Source organism: Candidatus Manganitrophaceae bacterium, assembly GCA_012960925.1.
GTDB lineage: Bacteria > Nitrospirota > Nitrospiria > SBBL01 > JAADHI01 > DUAG01.
In genome coordinates this window covers 34,675-51,918 of sequence record DUAG01000046.1, presented here as the reverse complement: position 1 = coordinate 51,918, position 17,244 = coordinate 34,675, and the positions used below count along the sequence as shown (strand labels likewise).

Annotated in this window: 18 protein-coding genes; 8 read left to right on the top strand and 10 right to left on the bottom strand. The window is 52.6% G+C overall.

Annotated features, from left to right (window positions below):
* Positions 1-133 precede the first annotated feature (133 nt).
* From EYQ01_07050 to gcvT, 10 genes are all read right to left on the bottom strand, one after another.
* A complete protein-coding gene (locus tag EYQ01_07050; GenBank protein HIE65554.1) occupies positions 134-601 on the bottom strand; it encodes a hypothetical protein in 468 nt (155 codons plus the stop codon).
* The gene (locus EYQ01_07045) at positions 598-1,320 is read right to left on the bottom strand and encodes a heavy metal-binding domain-containing protein (protein HIE65553.1); all 723 of its coding nucleotides are present in this window, start codon (positions 1,318-1,320) and stop codon (positions 598-600) included. The genes EYQ01_07050 and EYQ01_07045 overlap by 4 nt, the downstream gene beginning before the upstream one ends.
* Complete coding sequence (locus EYQ01_07040) at positions 1,317-2,012, bottom strand: phosphoribosylglycinamide formyltransferase (protein HIE65552.1); 696 nt, start codon at positions 2,010-2,012, stop codon at positions 1,317-1,319. The genes EYQ01_07045 and EYQ01_07040 overlap by 4 nt, the downstream gene beginning before the upstream one ends.
* Positions 2,005-3,036 (bottom strand): phosphoribosylformylglycinamidine cyclo-ligase, encoded by a 1,032-nt coding sequence (locus tag EYQ01_07035; GenBank protein HIE65551.1) that lies wholly within the window; start codon positions 3,034-3,036, stop codon positions 2,005-2,007. Before EYQ01_07035 ends, EYQ01_07040 begins: the two co-directional genes overlap by 8 nt.
* A gap of 287 nt (positions 3,037-3,323) precedes the next feature.
* Positions 3,324-4,991 (bottom strand): FAD-binding protein, encoded by a 1,668-nt coding sequence (locus EYQ01_07030; GenBank protein HIE65550.1) that lies wholly within the window; start codon positions 4,989-4,991, stop codon positions 3,324-3,326.
* Positions 4,978-6,441, bottom strand: a complete 1,464-nt coding sequence (locus tag EYQ01_07025; GenBank protein HIE65549.1) for a glycine dehydrogenase subunit 2 — start codon at positions 6,439-6,441, stop codon at positions 4,978-4,980. Before EYQ01_07025 ends, EYQ01_07030 begins: the two co-directional genes overlap by 14 nt.
* 10 nt (positions 6,442-6,451) lie before the next feature.
* On the bottom strand, positions 6,452-6,964 hold the full coding sequence (locus EYQ01_07020) for an NUDIX hydrolase (protein HIE65548.1): 513 nt from the start codon (positions 6,962-6,964) through the stop codon (positions 6,452-6,454).
* Complete coding sequence (locus tag EYQ01_07015; GenBank protein HIE65547.1) at positions 6,961-7,944, bottom strand: M28 family peptidase; 984 nt, start codon at positions 7,942-7,944, stop codon at positions 6,961-6,963. Before EYQ01_07015 ends, EYQ01_07020 begins: the two co-directional genes overlap by 4 nt.
* Positions 7,916-9,256: an aminomethyl-transferring glycine dehydrogenase subunit GcvPA gene (locus EYQ01_07010; protein HIE65546.1), complete on the bottom strand. Its 1,341-nt coding sequence runs from the start codon at positions 9,254-9,256 to the stop codon at positions 7,916-7,918. Before EYQ01_07010 ends, EYQ01_07015 begins: the two co-directional genes overlap by 29 nt.
* A 9-nt stretch (positions 9,257-9,265) precedes the next feature.
* The gene (gcvT, locus tag EYQ01_07005) at positions 9,266-10,363 is read right to left on the bottom strand and encodes a glycine cleavage system aminomethyltransferase GcvT (GenBank protein HIE65545.1); all 1,098 of its coding nucleotides are present in this window, start codon (positions 10,361-10,363) and stop codon (positions 9,266-9,268) included.
* A 285-nt stretch (positions 10,364-10,648) separates the two neighbouring features.
* Between gcvT and EYQ01_07000 the strand changes: the two genes are divergently transcribed.
* The 8 genes from EYQ01_07000 (at position 10,649) to EYQ01_06965 (ending at position 17,241) form a co-directional block, all read left to right on the top strand.
* The gene (locus tag EYQ01_07000; protein ID HIE65544.1) at positions 10,649-10,951 is read left to right on the top strand and encodes an ArsR family transcriptional regulator; all 303 of its coding nucleotides are present in this window, start codon (positions 10,649-10,651) and stop codon (positions 10,949-10,951) included.
* A 25-nt stretch (positions 10,952-10,976) separates the two neighbouring features.
* Complete coding sequence (locus EYQ01_06995; protein HIE65543.1) at positions 10,977-11,834, top strand: phosphate ABC transporter substrate-binding protein; 858 nt, start codon at positions 10,977-10,979, stop codon at positions 11,832-11,834.
* 16 nt (positions 11,835-11,850) lie between these two features.
* The gene (gene pstC / locus EYQ01_06990; GenBank protein ID HIE65542.1) at positions 11,851-12,669 is read left to right on the top strand and encodes a phosphate ABC transporter permease subunit PstC; all 819 of its coding nucleotides are present in this window, start codon (positions 11,851-11,853) and stop codon (positions 12,667-12,669) included.
* Positions 12,653-13,516 carry a phosphate ABC transporter permease PstA gene (gene pstA / locus EYQ01_06985; protein HIE65541.1) on the top strand — a complete coding sequence of 288 codons (864 nt, stop codon included), beginning with the start codon at positions 12,653-12,655 and terminating at the stop codon, positions 13,514-13,516. Before pstC ends, pstA begins: the two co-directional genes overlap by 17 nt.
* A gap of 14 nt (positions 13,517-13,530) precedes the next feature.
* Positions 13,531-14,355, top strand: a complete 825-nt coding sequence (locus EYQ01_06980) for a phosphate ABC transporter ATP-binding protein (protein HIE65540.1) — start codon at positions 13,531-13,533, stop codon at positions 14,353-14,355.
* Between the two features lie 783 nt (positions 14,356-15,138).
* Entirely contained in the window at positions 15,139-16,311 is a 1,173-nt protein-coding gene (locus EYQ01_06975; protein HIE65539.1) for a zinc-regulated TonB-dependent outer membrane receptor, read from the top strand.
* 9 nt (positions 16,312-16,320) lie between these two features.
* Positions 16,321-16,821, top strand: coding sequence for a zinc ABC transporter substrate-binding protein (locus EYQ01_06970; protein ID HIE65538.1), 501 nt, complete (start codon positions 16,321-16,323; stop codon positions 16,819-16,821).
* 45 nt (positions 16,822-16,866) lie between these two features.
* Positions 16,867-17,241 (top strand): zinc ABC transporter substrate-binding protein, encoded by a 375-nt coding sequence (locus EYQ01_06965; GenBank protein ID HIE65537.1) that lies wholly within the window; start codon positions 16,867-16,869, stop codon positions 17,239-17,241.
* Positions 17,242-17,244: the final 3 nt, after the last annotated feature.

The following is a 17,244-nucleotide window of genomic DNA, read 5'->3' as shown; positions in this document are numbered from 1 at the left end:
CAGGAAAGGAGGTTAAGCTATTCCCCCCCCAAATGTCAACTTTCCAGGAAGCTTTTCCTTCTGAAGAACCCTGCAGAGGGACGAGGATTGCGCTCGCTGTGCATGTTTATAGGAATCCAGGGTCAACCTTACCTCACAGAAGAACCCTGTTTCTGCTTCCTACCGTCATCCTCCCAATGGTCTTGTTCAAGAGATTCTGCCTCGGAAGAAAGGACAGGAGCGGCCCTCTCCGTTCACCGAGCTTCCGTAACTGCTCCTTGATGCCCGGGTGGTCCTCATCTATTCGTAAGCCTTTATAAAAAGAGGATATCGCCTTTCTTTTTTTGGCCCCCTTCAGATAAGCAATTCCGAGGTAGTAAAAAGATTGCGGTCGAAACGGCTCTAAGGTAACGGCACGTTCGCAATATTGAATCCCCTTATCAGTGTGACGTCCCGCCATCGCCAGACAAAATCCATAGATGGATAGAAATTGCGGTGGAACACCCTTGCCCCCTTGACTGGACAATTCCTTGTGGGCCTGATTGAGTGAACCCAGGGCCTTGCCCCATTTTTTCTCTCTGATGTAAACCCCGGCCAACTCAACATATTCCTTGTAAGTCATGTTCTATCCTCCATATGGACAGCGGTTCCGACTACAGAAATAAGAAGCACCTGAAGGTCCATTTTCTGAAAATTAAAAGATGTCGCGATAACGGCATTTGCCCCGAGTAAGGCCGCCTCTCCACGCAAATCCCGAAGAACCGTCAACATGCCCTTCTTTAACTCTCCTCGATAATGCGCCTTCATCCCACTCTGCTCAGAGTGGGATGAAGGCGTCTCACCCAGTTCGATGACGATATCGGCACTGATCAAACCAAAATAGCTTGTAATCCGTTTTCCCTCAATCCTTTGCGTCGTCGTCACAAGAATTAGTTGTGTCTTTTCTTTTCGAATCTCTTCTTGTCTCGCCGTAACCTGACGAGAGGGTTCTTCTCTCTGAGGTTTGGACGGAAGGATTCTGGAAGGAATTTCCTTCTTCTCAGGCCCCTTTGGCTTAGTTTTAGATTTCACCACTTCTTTATGTGGTATAAGCTGATTGGAAGAGGGTTCCGGGCGGGTCGTTTTTTTCTCCACAGGCCGGGGAAGAGACTCCCCATACGGAACCTCTTCCGGGAGCGAGACCTCCTCTGGGAGAGAGTCCTCCGGAGGAGGCATGATCGGTCGGTCTTCTAAAGCAATCTCGGATCCCCCGCCCGTATCCTCATCAGGCACCATACTCGTATAACATTGTATGCACTGGTTCGCTTCCCGCTGCTGACATCCACAGACAGGACAAATCATGGAGAGTCCTTTACAGGGAAGTTCTCTGCTTTATTTAAAGAGTCCGGCACAATACACACTCTTCTTCCATCAACCCCTAGACTTCTATCGGAAAAAGACCGAATTACTTCAGGAAAAAGCCGATGTTCCTCACGAAGAATCCGTTCGGATAAGGAATCTTCCGTGTCGTTTTCCCTCACGGGAACCGCTGCTTGCGCGATAATCGGGCCATGGTCCATCTCCTCATCGACAAAATGAATCGTACACCCGCTGACTTTTACACCATGTGACAAGGCCTGCCGCTGGGCATGCAATCCCGGAAAGGCAGGGAGAAGGCTGGGATGAACATTCATGATACGGTAAGGATAAGCACTGATCAACATCCCCGTAAGCAAACGCATATAACCCGCCAGGATCACCAGACCAACCTGATGGGCTTTGAGTATCCGGGATAATTCGGTGTCATAGGCCTTTTTGTCGGGATAGCTGGAGGGGTCAACATAGAGCCTTGGAATGTGATGCTTCTTAGCACATTCCAGGGCCCCGGCCTCCTTCTTGTTGCTCACCACAACACCAATCTTCGCGCTTAACCGCCCAGATTCAATCGCGTCTATGATTGACTTCAAGTTACTCCCGCGGCCCGAGGCAAGGACCCCGAGCACCAATTGGTCCCCGGAATAAGAAAGCGCCTCGAATGACCCGGTATCAGACATAACGCACCTCTTGATCGCCGCGAATAACCTCCCCGATCAAAAATGCCTGCTGGCGAAGCCTTTTGAGAAGGGACAGTGCTTTATCAAGATCACCCGGTGAGACAACCAGAACCATGCCGATTCCCATATTGAAGTAAGTATACATCTTTTCCGTATCGATTCGGCCCGATTTCTTTAAGATTTCAAATATGGGAGGCACCTTCCACTGATTCCGTCTAATCAGTGCGGCGCAGCCCTCCGGCAAGACTCTCGGAATATTTCCTGTTAAACCACCGCCGGTAATATGGGCCGCCCCTTTTATTTTTATACGCTGTTTCAGTTTCAGAAAGGCCTTCACGTAAATAATAGTCGGGGTCAACAACACCTCTCCCAGGGTCCCGTCCAAGTCCGGTAAGCGATCTTGGATCTTCATCCCCTTCTTCTCAAAAAGCACTCTCCGAACCAAAGAATATCCGTTGCTGTGAAGACCTGAGGAGGCAAGTCCGATTAAGAGATCCTTCGGCCGAATCTTTTTGCCATGGATGATCTCTTTCTTTTCAACAACACCGACAGAAAATCCTGCCAGGTCATATTCCCCCTTCGGGTAGAAGGACGGCATTTCAGCCGTTTCTCCACCAAGAAGCGCACAGCCGGCCTGCCGGCATCCCTCGGAGATTCCTTTCACAACGGCCAGCATCTTTTTTGGAAGAAGTTTCCCGCATGCCAGATAATCCAAAAAGAAAAGGGGTTCTGCCCCGGAGACAATGATGTCGTTGACACACATTGCCACGAGATCAATCCCAACCGTGTCATGGCGGTTCGCCATGAAGGCCACCTTCAATTTTGTCCCAACACCGTCCGTTCCAGAAACCAAAACCGGGTTTTTGTATCTCTTTGCACGGAGCGCAAAGAGGCCGGAGAATCCGCCCAGCTCCGTCAAGACCTCTGGCCGGAAGGTTGATCGTGCCATCGGGGAAATCTCGCGGACAAAGCGATCTCCGGCCTTAATATCGACACCGGAACTCTTATAGGTCATTCCTGCCATAACGCCCTTCGAATCACAAGAAAGAGGATTGATATGTGGAGAATGTCCGCACCAATATCAACTGTAGTTCCCCGCCCAGGAAGGAGAAAATTTAATTCCCAATGTGTGTTAGAAACCCTTGATAGTGTAACGAATCAGGATGCCGCTATTTTTCTCCATGGCGGCATCCTGATTCGTTACATGACAGTTATAACCAAATCTGACTAGGAAGGAAAGGACATAAGCAGGTAAAAATGTTAGAAAATGCCCTTATCTTCCCTATCTTCCGATGCAATACGTGATTCTGCTTAGTATAAGCGCTCAGTCGGGGGAATATGTGTGATGTTCACCGCTGCGTAGTCCAGGCGGGGACCTTGATCACTTTGATAAGCGAGGGTATGTTTCATCCAATCCTGATCATTGCGATCAGGAAAATCTGTACGGGAATGGGCCCCTCTCGATTCTTCCCGTGAACAGGCACCGACTGCGATTATTTCTGCGAGGTCCATGATCGAGTAGAGTTGTAAGGCCTCAACCAGCTCCAGGTTGAATATCTTCCCACGATCCTGTAGGTAGATATTTTTCAATCGGGAACGGACCCCTTTAAGTTTCCGTTTCCCCTCCTCCATCCGCTCACGACTTCGGAGAATCCCGAAGTGTTCCATCATGATCTTCCCAACTTCCTTCCGGATTGCGACAACCCGCTCGCCATCCTTACGGGAGATCAGCGATGCAATCCGTTCCCGATCCCGCTCCAGCGCCTGGGCGGAGAAATCAATCTGTTTTGTACGCTCTGCATACTCAGCTGCATAGTGGCCGGCCCGGCGCCCAAAAACAATCGTCTCCATCAGCGCATTCCCACCGAGACGGTTCGCCCCGTGGATTGAGATACAGGCACATTCCCCGGCGGCATAGAGTCCCGGCATCGGCGTTTCACAACGGGTATTGGTCCGAATACCTCCCATCGAATAGTGTACACCCGGTCGGATCGGTATCGGGGCTTCTACCGGATCAACACCCGCGTAGGTCAGGGACAGCTCCCATATTTGGGGGAGACGTTCCATAATTTTGTCCTTCCCAAGGTGCCTCAGATCCAGCATCACGCAGCCATCCACACCCCGCCCTTCCATGATCTCCTGGTATTCCGCCCGCGAAACAACATCCCGGCAGGCCAACTCCATCGCGTTCGGGGCGTATTTTTCCATGAAACGCTCTCCGCGGGAATTAAAAAGGTATCCTCCCTCCCCGCGCGCCCCTTCGGTGATTAAGATTCCGGAATCTTTTAGCGTGGTGGGATGAAACTGGACAAACTCCATGTCCTGGAGAGGAAGTCCGGCCCGGTAGGCCATAGACATTCCGTCGCCGGTGTTGATCAATCCATTTGTAGAAATCAGATAGACACGCCCGTAACCACCTGTGGCAAGAATAACCGCTTTGGCCCGAATCACTGAGAGTTCGCCCGTCAAAAGATTGAGGGCAACCACTCCGCAACAATGACCCTCTTCGACAACGAGCGATGTCACATACCATTCCTCATAAACGTGGGTAGCCCGTTTCGTCAACTGCTCGTAAAGGAGGTGCACCAGGGCGTGGCCTGTTCTGTCGGCGACATAACAGGTCCGGGGAAATCCAAGTCCGCCAAAATTTCGCTGAGAGATTTGTCCGTCCGGGTCACGCGAAAACAGGGCTCCCATTCGCTCCAGCTCCATGATGTCACCCGGCGCAGACTTACAGAGGATCTCGATGCCGTCCTGATCTCCCAGCCAGTCGCTCCCCTTGACGGTGTCATACATATGCGACTCCCAGGAGTCTTCAGATTTGACCGCCGCATTGATTCCTCCCTCGGCCGCAACGGAATGGCTCCGTACCGGATGGACCTTTGAAATAATACCGACATTAAGATGGGAAGGAATGGCCACCGCAGCCCGCATTCCAGCCAATCCGGCCCCGACAATTAAAACATCATGTGACTGCATTGTTCTCCGATTCATATCGAACATTGAGCTGTTTTGCCGCCTGGACCTCGTTCATGCGACCCACTGTACGGTGATGGGGCGCTTCCAGAAGTTTCTCCGGTGTCTGATCGATCTCTTTACGAATCTCAAGCATCGCGGCAACAAAGGCATCGAGCGTCTCGCGCGACTCGCACTCTGTCGGCTCGATCATCAGGGCCTCCGGCACAATGAGGGGGAAGTTCACAGTCGGCGGATAAAATCCATAGTCAATCAAGCGTTTTCCAATATCCCAGGCATGGATGCCTTTCTCTCGAAAGACCTTGGCAGAGATAATAAACTCATGCATACAGGAACGGTTCATCGGAACGGGATAGTCTCCTTCCAGTTTCTTTTTTAGATAGTTGGCATTGAGGATTGCATTCCGGCTCACGGCAGATAAACCGACCGCACCCAGCCGACGGATATAGGTGTAGGCACGGACCAGGATTCCAAAGTTTCCGTAAAAGCCGTGGACGCGGCCGATTGACTGAGGACGATCTGATTCAAGAAGGTAGCCTTCCTCTTTCTTTTGAATGACCGGGAAGGGCAGATAAGGAATCAGGGCGGCCGCAACGCCCACCGGTCCTGCGCCCGGCCCCCCACCCCCATGAGGGGTTGAAAATGTTTTGTGGAGATTAAAGTGGACGAGATCAAAGCCCATATCCCCCGGGCGTGTCAGACCGAGGAGGGCGTTCAGATTCGCCCCGTCGAGGTACATCAGCGCGCCGGCATCATGGACAATTCGGACGATTTCTTCGATCTGTCGTTCAAACAGTCCGAGCGTATTGGGATTAGTCAGCATCAGCGCGGCCGTATCTTCATCGACCACCTTGGCCAGGTCATCAACATCGAGAAGGCCATTGCGGTTGGACCGGACCGTCTGAACTGTAAATCCGGCGAGATGGGCGCTGGCCGGATTCGTCCCATGGGCCGAATCGGGAATCACTACTTTTTTCCGTATCCGGCCTTGCTGCTGATGATAGGCCCGCGTAATCAGCATGCCGGTAAGTTCTCCCTGAGCGCCCGCCGCAGGTTGGAGGGAAATACCCGCCATGCCGGAGATCTCGGCCAGCATCTGTTCCAGTTCATAGATCAGTTCCAGGGCCCCTTGAGACGCTTCCCTCGGCTGGAGGGGGTGCACCTGGCTGAATCCGGGAAATCGCGCCACGTCTTCATTAATCTTGGGATTGTATTTCATGGTACAGGACCCCAGCGGATAAAACCCGGTATCCACCCCGTAATTGTCCTGAGAGAGGCGGGTATAATGGCGCATAAGCTCATTCTCACTGACCTCTGGCAAGGGAAGAGGGATCTCCCGCTGAAATTCCTTCGGGAGAACCTGATCGACCGAAAACCCTTCGAGCGCTTCAGTTGGAAAGGTCACGGCCCGCCTCCCTTCCACGCTCTTTTCAAAAATAAGCCTCTCCGCCATACACTCTCTCCTATCGTCTCACACGTCCGTAGGCCATCTGAAGGGCCACCAGACTCTTCGCGTCCCGGATTGTCTGGTCTTCAATCTTTTGCATCACCTCAGGAAAAGGCATCTCAACGATTTCAATCACCTCATCCTCTTCAAGCCTTTGGGGACAAAGACTCAAGCCTGTCCCCAGATAAAGATGAATCTGTTCATCGCAAAATCCCGGGGCAGTAAAAATTGTCGTCAATTTTTCCAGATGGGCAACACGGTAACCAATCTCTTCTTCAACCTCGCGTCTCGCACAGGTTTCAGGCGATTCTCCTGCTGAAAGTTTCCCCGCCGGTATTTCATAGAGATACCCCCCCGCCGCATATCTGAATTGACGGATCAGGATCACAACACCGTCTTCACGGAGCGGAACGACGGCTGAGGCGCCCGGATGACGGACAATATCCAATTCAATGGTTAAGCCGTTCGGGAGATCAACCGTTTCAACAAAAAGCCGGATCGCGTCGCCTCGGTAGATCTCCTTCTTCATCGGGATGATTCCGTGGGAAGGCCCAAACCCGCAAGATCAATCACCGCCGCAGCCAGGGTCCGTGCGATCGCTGCGATAAAGGAAAGATCCAGTGTCTCCAGGCAGTCACTCTTTTGATGATAGTGTGGATTTCTGAAATCAGCGATATCTGTCAGCATCACCGCCCGATATCCCTGATCCCAGAACGGGACATGATCCGACCGCCTTGCATCTAGGAAAAGTGCCCCATTCCCAGGAACCAGCAAAGAGATCACGGGAAGAGAAGGACTGTAGCATACTGCAGCCGACTCAAAGGCTTCCTTGATCTGTGCCGCCCTTTCATTTCCAACGAGACCGATAAAATCTCCCTGATACGGGAGAGAAAAGGGAAAACCCGCAGGGGTCCGTTGTGATCCCGGCCGGCGGTCAGTGTAACCGACACACTCCAGGACAATTTCTCCCCACAGTGGAAGCTTGTTTTTGCGGATCTCTCTGACATAATGCCGACTTCCAAGAAACCCCGTCTCTTCCATTGAAAATGCAACGAACTGGAGCGTCCGTCTCCCCCGCATGGGCGAAAGAATCCGCGCCACCTCCAGAAGGACCGCCAAACCACTCGCATTGTCATCCGCGCCATCTGTCTCAACGACCGTATCATAATGCGCCCCCACATCAAGAACCTCCTGGTCGGCACGGCTCCCGGACTGGCTGCCAATCAAATTCACATACGCCTTTCCCTCATCTCCTCCAAAGTATTCTTCGATCGGATCAAGACCAAGCTGTTTCATCCAGCTCAGGATATAATCGGCAGCCGCTTGAAGCGCTTTCGGCGCTTCCGTGGGGTGTCTCGTTCCCACCAGCTTCTTGAGATGGCCCAGAAGTCGCGCTTCGGAAATACCGGGAACCCATTCAGCGACTTCAGTCTCTTTCATATTGGCAACTTGTTCCGCATCGACCATCGTTCCGAATTGTCTAAGAAGCCGCTTGTATCTTTTCCACAAGCTGGTCGATCTCTTCTGACTCGTGCTGTTCGGTCACACAAATCAAAAGATGGTTCTCTAATTCAGGATAATACGCCCCCAGGTCAATCCCGGCAAAGAGTCCATCACGGGAAAGGTCCTCTAAAAAATTAGCAACCGGAAATGGCAGACGGAATACAAATTCTTTAAAAAATGACCCGGAGAAAGGGGCATCAACCCCAGGAATTTCTTTAATCTTCTCATGGGCCGCATGGGACTTTGCCAGACAAAGGAGGGCCACTTCACGAAGGCCCGCCTTCCCTACCGTCGCCATATAAACAGCCGAAGCCAATGCATTTAAGGCCTGATTTGTGCAGATATTTGAAGTAGCCCGTTCCCGGCGGATATGTTGTTCACGTGTCTGCAAGGTCAGACAAAATCCCGACCGTCCTTCGGCATCCATTGTCGCGCCGACAACACGTCCCGGCATCTGACGGATCATCTCCCGCCGCGTTGAGAAAAAACCGACATAGGGACCACCGTAGCTGATTGTATTCCCCAGGGCCTGCCCTTCCCCAACCGCGATATCCGCCTGATATTCACCCGGAGTCTTTAGAATACCGAGAGAGATCGGATCGACCGCCATGACCAGGAGTCCTCCCTCGGCATGAACCCATTGCGCGATGGCCTCCATCTCTTCCAACTGCCCGAAGAAATTAGGATGCTGAATCAAAACGGCCGCCACGCTGTCATCTATTGAATCTTCAAGCACTTGCAGAGAGACCCTTCCCTCATGAAACGGAATCTCTTTCAGTTCAACCCCCTCCAGGCCGGAGAGGTAGGTCGCGACCACCTGGCGGTAATGAGGATGGACCGTCTGCGAAATCAACACCTTTTTCCGCTTCGTCCTCCGGATCGCCATCAAGGCCCCCTCCGCCAGGGCCGAAGCACCATCATAGACTGACGCACACGCGACTTCCATACCGGTCAACTGACAGATCATCGTCTGATATTCATAAATCGTCTGAAGGAGTCCCTGGCTCATCTCTGCCTGGTAAGGGGTGTAGGCCGTGTAGAATTCGGAGCGACGAAGGACATGGTCTACGGTGCTCGGGACATAATGATCGTAGCTCCCTCCTCCAAGGAAAGAGAGGTTTGAAGTCGTCTCGGCATTCTTCCGGCTGAGGTCCAACATCTTTCGCCTGAGCGTGGGCTGAGAAAGCGACAGGGGTAGATTCAAGGGCCGGTTGAGCCGGAGTGACGCAGGAATATTCAGTAAATCTTCAAAGGAAGAGACTCCGATCTCTGCAAGCATCTCCTCTTCCTCTTTCGCGGTTTTTGGGATGTACTCCATTGGGGTTTCTTACCTTTTCTTTTTATAAAACGGTTTCTTCACAATCACGGCCGGGGCCACCTTTCCCCGAATATCAATCAAAAGTTCTCCCCCCTCGTCACAAAAAGGAAGGTCGACATATCCCATGCCGATCCCCTTTCTCATTGAGGGCGAGTAATTACCCGAGGTGACCTTTCCCACTTCTTTCTGATCGGAATAAATTAATTGTCCCGACCGGGGAATTCCGCCCACCAAGAGTTCAAAACAGATCAATTTTCGACCCAATCCTTTCTCTTTCTCCTGAAGCAAGGCTTCTTTACCCACAAAATCCTTTTCAAAATCGATGAAGCGTTCAAGCCCGGCCTGAAGCGGCATCGTTGTCTCATCAATATCATTTCCATACAAGGGATAGGCCATTTCAAGCCGAAGGGTATCGCGCGCGCCCAAACCAACCGGCAGGATGCCTGCGCCCTTCCCAGCCTCCATCAAGGCATTCCAGACCTTTGCGGCAACATCACCCGGAATGACCAGTTCGTAGCCTTTCTCACCTGTATATCCGGTCCGTGCAATCAGTATCTTTGCCTCAGGGGCAGGAAGCGTTTCGGCTTCAACAAACTTTCGAAGAGAAATTTCGTCTGTACCCTCGGGTAGAATTCGACCGAGGACCTCCCAGGATTTGGGTCCCTGTAAGGCCACGAGCGCCGTCTCCGCCGTAACATTCTGAAGGATAAATTGGGAATCAGCGGGAAGGTTTTGTCTCAACCATCGGAAATCTTTCTCACTGTTGGCGGAGTTCACGATCAACAGGAAGCGATCAACTCCCTTTTTATAGATATAGATGTCATCAATGATCCCCCCGTCCGGCTTGAGCAACATCGAATACTGCGCCCCTCTTCGCTGCATTCGGTATATCGGTCTCGGAGTCATATGTTCTAAATAGGCCTCAGCCCCTTTCCCCGAGAGCTCAAAGCGACCCATATGGCTAACATCAAAGAGCCCGACCGCGCTGCGGACATTGCGGTGCTCGTCCGGCACCCCGGTATAGGAAAGAGGCATTTCCCAACCGGAAAAAGGAACCATCTTCGCGCCGGATTCCACATGGATTTCATAGAGAGGGGTTTTTTTCATTGCTTCTCCGTGTCAAGTCGAAACCTGACGTTTCAGATTGCCCAAATTCTGTTTCATGGCAAGGCGCGAGGCGCACAGAACCACAGCGTATATTTATACGCGAGGATTCGAGCACCACAGGAACGCGGCCATAGAGCAAAACAGGGGTGCGCTGATCGTTAGGGCTGAATTTATCATAGGGGACAGGACGGGTCAAGAAGCGATTTTGGTTGACATGTCCTTTTGATATCAATACAATTTCATATGAATTAAAACTTATCTCTATTTCCTGGAGCAGACTCTTCAATGGCGAAAAATAGGACTCAAAACTTGGCGTGTGCAGATAAATTAAAAACCCTGGCGGACAGCACCCGCCTTGCGGTCCTGGAGATATTAATGGTGGGGCCGAAGCACGTTACGGATTTAAACACCGTTCTCAGGCTTGATCAAAGCCTCCTCTCCCACCATCTGAAGGTCCTCAGGGATGCAGGTCTGGTGAAAGCCATACGTGACGGAAAGGCCGTACTCTATTCCTTGGCACCGGGGGTCGATCTCTCCCATTCCGGTAAGGAAATTAACCTCGGCTGCTGCAAGTTAAAGTTCGATTGATGTGTCGCTCTGGAGGCAAAAACGGATGAAGCGGGTATCAGTTGCACTCCTCTCGGTTGTGGCTTTTGGCGGGCTCTTTTTCTCGGCCCAGTCCTTTACGCCTATGGATTCGCCTGGGACACCCCCTGAAAGCCATAAAAAAATGCAGCTCATTTTGACCGGCTCAAGCACAGTGGCCCCCCTTGCCGCCGAGATGGGCAAGGAATTTGAAAAGAAATATCCGGGAGTCCGTGTCGATGTTCAAACAGGCGGTTCCTCGCGGGGCATCGCCGATGCGCGCCTCGGCCTTGCCGATATCGGCATGGTTTCACGCCCCTTGAATAAAGATGAAACAGACCTCTTTGCCTTTACAATTGCACAAGATGGGATCTCCATGATCCTCCATGCGGACAATCCCATAGAAAGACTCAGCAGAACAGACATCGTCAATATCTACACCGGCCGAATCAAGAACTGGAAAACACTTGGGGGAAGGGATGCCCCTATTACCGTCGTCAACAAGGCAGCAGGACGTTCCACCCTGGAACTCTTCACCGCCTTCCTGAAGATCTCAAACCATGATATCCAGGTCGACGTCGTCATCGGCGACAACGCGCAAGGGATAAAAACAGTCGCCGGAAATATAAACGCAGTGGGTTACGTTTCGGTCGGCGCAGCGGAATATGACGCCGCAGATGGGGTATCAATCAAACTGATCCCTATCTCTAACGGGGTAACCGCAATGAAGACAAACCCGCAGGAAGGCACTCTTTTGACGCGTCCCCTCAACCTGGTCACAACCAGTGCCCCGGAGGGGATCGTTGCCGCTTTCATCGATTTTGCCCAATCGACCGAGGTAGATCCAATTATTAAGGAGCAGTATCTTGTCCCCGTCACGCAGTGACGCCATCATCCTCTGGATGTTGCGTGGAGCCGCATCCATTTCTGGAATGGTCGTCTTGTTCATCATCGTATTTCTTTTTCTCGAAGCCCTCCCCGCACTGAAAGAGATCGGACCACTCCGTTTTTTCAATGACCCATCATGGCATCCCAACGATGGGACCTTCGATCTTACTCCAATGCTCATGGGTACCCTTCTTACGACACTCGGGGCCCTCGCCCTTGCCACACCGCTGGGCATTCTTTCTGCGGTCTTTATCCATTATTACGCCCCCCCAGCTCTGGGACAGGTTTACCGGAAGCTCATCGGCCTCCTGGCAGGAATCCCTTCGGTGGTTTATGGCTTTTGGGCCCTGGTGGTCCTTGTCCCGATCATCGGCCGGATACATCCACCCGGTCCGAGTCTAAGTGCTGGTATCCTGATCCTGGCCTTGATGATTCTTCCCACCATCGCACTCCTCGCAGATGCCAGCCTCACGGCTGTTCCCTCTCAGATTCTCCAGGGCGCCGCCGCGCTCGGTCTTTCACGATGGTCGATCATCACAGGGGTCGCCCTCCCTGCCGCAAGAGCGGGACTCACGACCAGCATCATACTGGCCACCGGACGGGCCATCGGAGAAACGATGGCCCTCCTCATGGTCAGCGGAAACGTCGTTCAAGTTCCAAAATCACTTTTTGATCCGATCCGAACCCTCACGGCAAATATCGCCCTTGAGATGGCCTATGCCATGGGGAACCATCGGTCCGCCCTTTTCGTGAGCGGACTCGTCCTGATGGCCATCATAGCAACGCTCGTCTTTTTCTCAGAAGGACTCACCAGGGATGGGATGGGTGCATAACTCCCTTGCAAGCAAAAAAGAATGGCTTTCGACACTTGTGGTCTGGATGGCTGCGCTTCTGGTCACGGCCGTCTTTCTCTGGCTTTTGAGTGATATCGTCCGGCAGGGCTTCGGACAGCTCTCCTTGAACTTCCTGACGGCACCGCCCCGGAATGCCGGTCGAGAAGGAGGAATCGGTCCCATCCTTGTTTCGACCAGCCTGATTCTCTTCGTTTGCCTGGCGGTCGCCATTCCAATCGGCCTCGGCACAGCAATCCTCCTCGCCGAGTTTTCCGCAGAGGAAAAACCCTTCGGACGTCTTATCCGCCGCAGCCTGGATATCCTCGCGGGTGTTCCCTCGATTGTCTTCGGACTCTTCGGAAGCGCCTTCTTTTGCAATATCCTCGGATTCGGTTTCTCCATCCTCTCTGGCGGTTTGACGCTGGCATGCATGGTTCTTCCCATTTTGATTCGTTCCATCGAAGCGGGTCTCCGTTCGGTTCCGGCAGACTACCGTTTCTCCGCCGCCGCCCTGGGGCTCTCCCCCATGGCAACCCTCCGGAAGATCCTCCTCCCTGCGGCCGCACCGGGATTACTGGTCGGTCTGATCCTCGGGGCCGGACGCGCAATCGCCGAGACCGCGGCGCTGATCTTCACCAGCGGCTACGTCGACCGAATGCCGAGTTCCTTCCTCGATTCTGGAAGGGCACTCTCCATTCACATCTTTGATCTCTCAATGAACATCCCGGGAGGAAATAAAACTGCATATAGCTCTGCGCTGGTGCTGATGGTCCTGATCCTCTTGATGAATGGTATCACTTCATGGCTTGCAGTAAGATGGCACCAGGCGAGGATCTCACTGGGATGAGACCGCATGAATCGATGAGTCCTGTCCACCGTCTCCGGGCTCAAGTAAAAGAGAGCGCCCCGTGTTGTATTCCCCGCCCATTTATTCAGACGGAGGGTCTTAACATCCATTACAAGGGGAAACCTGTGCTGGAAGGAGTGAGCCTCACGCTAAACATCGGATGTCTCACCGCAGTCGTCGGCCCCTCCGGCTGCGGAAAAACCAGCCTCCTGATGTCCCTGAACCGCTTGACCGACTTGATTTCCTCCTGCCGCGTGACGGGAAAAATCCGCCTGGGTGCTCTCAACGTCCTGGATTCCCAAACCGACCTCATCCAACTCCGGCGTCGAGTCGGCATGATCTTCCAGAAGCCGAACCCCTTTCCCCTCTCCATCTTTAAAAACCTGGCTTTTCCCCTCCGTGAACACGGGGTCAGAGATCGGGCCGAGATTGCCCGGATCATTGAGAAAAGCCTACGCGATGTGGGGTTGTGGGACGAGGTTAAAGACCGCCTGAACGACCCCGCGCTCGGACTCTCTGGAGGCCAGCAGCAACGCCTTTGTATCGCAAGAGCCCTGGCGCTGAATCCCGAGGCCCTCCTGATGGACGAACCCTGCAGCGCGCTAGACCCACTCTCCAGCGGTGTTGTAGAGGACCTGATCTTCAAACTCCGAGGGCGATACACAATATTGATCGTAACCCACAACCTGGCACAGGCAAGACGAATCGCTGATTATGCGGCCTTTTTCTGGATGGAAAATGGCGCGGGGCGGCTGATCGAATACGGACCGGCAAAACAGATCTTCGAGACGCCGAAGGAGGCATTGACTGCCGCCTATGTCAGCGGGATGCGGGGATAAAAACAGGAACGATTCAGCAGGCCCAACTTTGGCTTCGCGAGACCCCTTCCTCCATGGCTGCGTTGCTCTGGTACTCGAATCCTAACGTATCGATACATCCGTTGCGGTTCTGTTTCCTCGTACCCTGCCTGAAGAAAGTTACATGCTGAATCCTTACAAGATGCCTACGGAAGAATGCCGCAGGCCATTGACAATCCTTCATCTTTAACTTAGTATTCCCACCCAAGAAGAGCGTCATCCCCTCCCTTTTAGCCACCGGTCTGGTGGTTTATCTTCTCCTTTTCTCCAGCTTTGCCCTCTTCCATGCCTACGCTGAAAATGAGATCCTCGATTCCCATGAATGTGTCATCGGTTCTTGGGTTCAACATAGCCACGTCACGCTTACATTTCCGGTAATCCTTGCCGTTTTCCTATTGGCAATATCATCCAGTCCGAGTCATCAACGCTCCTTCATATTTCAGTTCCAACCCTCTCCAATTGTCCCCCGGGGACCTCCCTCTTTCTCCTGACCATCCCTAAAACACAAGGTACGATTCAGCCTCGCCCTGTTTGGCTTCGAGAGACCCTTTTTACCCATGGCAGCGTTGCCATGGTCCTCGCGTAGTGGCATATACGTTCCAGTTCTGTGCTCTCCGTGCCTTGCCACGAAGGAAAACCGAGACAGGCTGAATCCTTAACCGCACCATCTTGTCACTACCTCAGGATGTACATCAACCACTGGGTATAATCGTCCTGTTTCCAAGACACTGCCTGGAAAAGGAAATATTTATAATGGAGAATCATATGCTGATACCGTTCGTTTTGATCTTGTCTGCCCTCTTGGGGATCACCTTGCCTGTATTCGGGGCTCCGATTAGCCCTCAATCAAAAAGGTCCCAGAATTTTAATCCAAATATCTCGTTGGACGGGTTATTTTCCGCAAGCTATTTTTCTGAATCTGAAAATCTTCAATTTGGCGCGCATGATCCGGGTGAGAGAGGATTTACGCTACAAAACCTGGAGTTGACCTTCGCGGGCATCGTCGACCCCTTTTTCCGTGCCGAAGGTCATCTGATCTTTGGGCTCAAGGACGGAGAATCCTTCCTTGAGGTTGAAGAGGCCTTTCTGACGACACTTGGCCTTCCCTACGGATTCCAGGTCATGGCCGGTCAATTTTTCACCCGGTTTGGCCGCCTGAATCGATTGCACCCCCATGCCTGGGACTTCGTCGACCAGACCATTGTCAACACCTTGATGTTTGGAGGGGATGGGCTCAGAACCCTGGGGGTTCAAGTCTCTGCACTCCTGCCCCTTCCCTTTTATCTCGAGCTGATCGGGTCTGCTCAAAACGCAAGGGGAGAAACGGCCTCAAGTTTCCTCTCCACCCCCGAAGAAAGCTTCGCCGGAAGACCGATCCTCGATAAAGAAATAGAGAGTGGGAATGATCTTCTCTATATGGGCCGCCTTAAGAGTTCTTTCGATCTGAGTGAAACGATCACCTGGGTTGTCGGGACCTCTCATCTCTTTGGCTCAAACGGAACGGGGATCGATACAGAGACTCGGATTTATGGGATCGACCTTTTCATTAAATGTAAACCGCTGATGACCGATCATAGCTGGCCCTTTGTCAGCTTGCAGGGAGAAGTCATACGGCGGTCCTACGAGGCAGGTGCAACAAACACACTTCCCGAAGAGAGGTTCAATACCGACGGATTTTACATCCAGTCTCTCTATGGATTTAAAAGACGCTGGGTGACCGGGGTCCGCTATGGACAGGCCGATGCGACCCGTCCGGACGATCCACGAACCGGCGATCGATGGCGCATCTCCCCGAATCTGACATTCTATCCATCAGAGTTCTCGAAGATCCGGCTTCAGTACAACTTTGATCGATCGGATGACCGTGCAGATCCAATCCACGCGGTTTTTGTCCAATACGAGTTTTTAATCGGCGCACACGGCGCCCATGCCTTTTAGGGAGCGGAGATGAAAAACCTATTTATTTTAAGTATTTTTATTATGGGGATGCAAATACGATCCGTTCACGCCGCTCCGATCAAGGTGGTCACAACGACGGAAGACCTGGCGGCCATTGCAAGGGAAATCGGGGGGGATCGGGTTCGGGTCGATTTTATCGCCAAAGGGGTCCAGGACCCCCACTTCATCGAGGCCAAGCCGAGTTACATGCTGAAACTCTCACGGGCCCACCTCTTTGTCCAGGTCGGCCTGGGTTTGGAGGTCGGCTGGGTCCCTTCGTTATTGATGGGGGCTCGAAATACCCGAATTATAAACGGGGGAGAGAGTTATGTCGACGCCTCAGAGGGGATTGAACTCATGGGGATTCCCTTTGGCCCCATCGACCGCTCTGCGGGGGATGTCCATGGACAGGGGAACCCGCACTACTGGCTTGACCCGATAAACGGAAAAAAGATCGCTCTGAATATTGCGGCAGGCCTGAAGCGGATCGACCCGGAGGAAAAGGCATAATACGATCGGAACCTCACTCATTTTTCCGAAAAACTCGATGCGGCGATGGATCGATGGAGTGAAGCCATGAAGCCCTTTAACGGGGAGAGGGTGGTCGCTTATCACAAGAGTTGGCCCTACTTTTTCAGGCGCTTCGGTTTGAGGGCTGTCGGCTTTGTGGAACCGAAGCCGGGGATTCCCCCGTCGATGGCCCATTCTGCCCAACTGATCAAACAAATTCGAGAAGAAAGGGTCCGGATCATCATTGTCGAACCCTATTTTAATGGGAAGGTCCCCCAATTTATTGCCAAAAATTCTGGGGCCAAGCTTGTGATCCTGCCGCCCTCTGTCTCAACGGCAACCGGGATATCCGATTATTTTAAACTCTTTGATCACCTGATCGTAACTTTGGTAAGGGCACTGGAAGGTCAGCAGAAGTGAGGG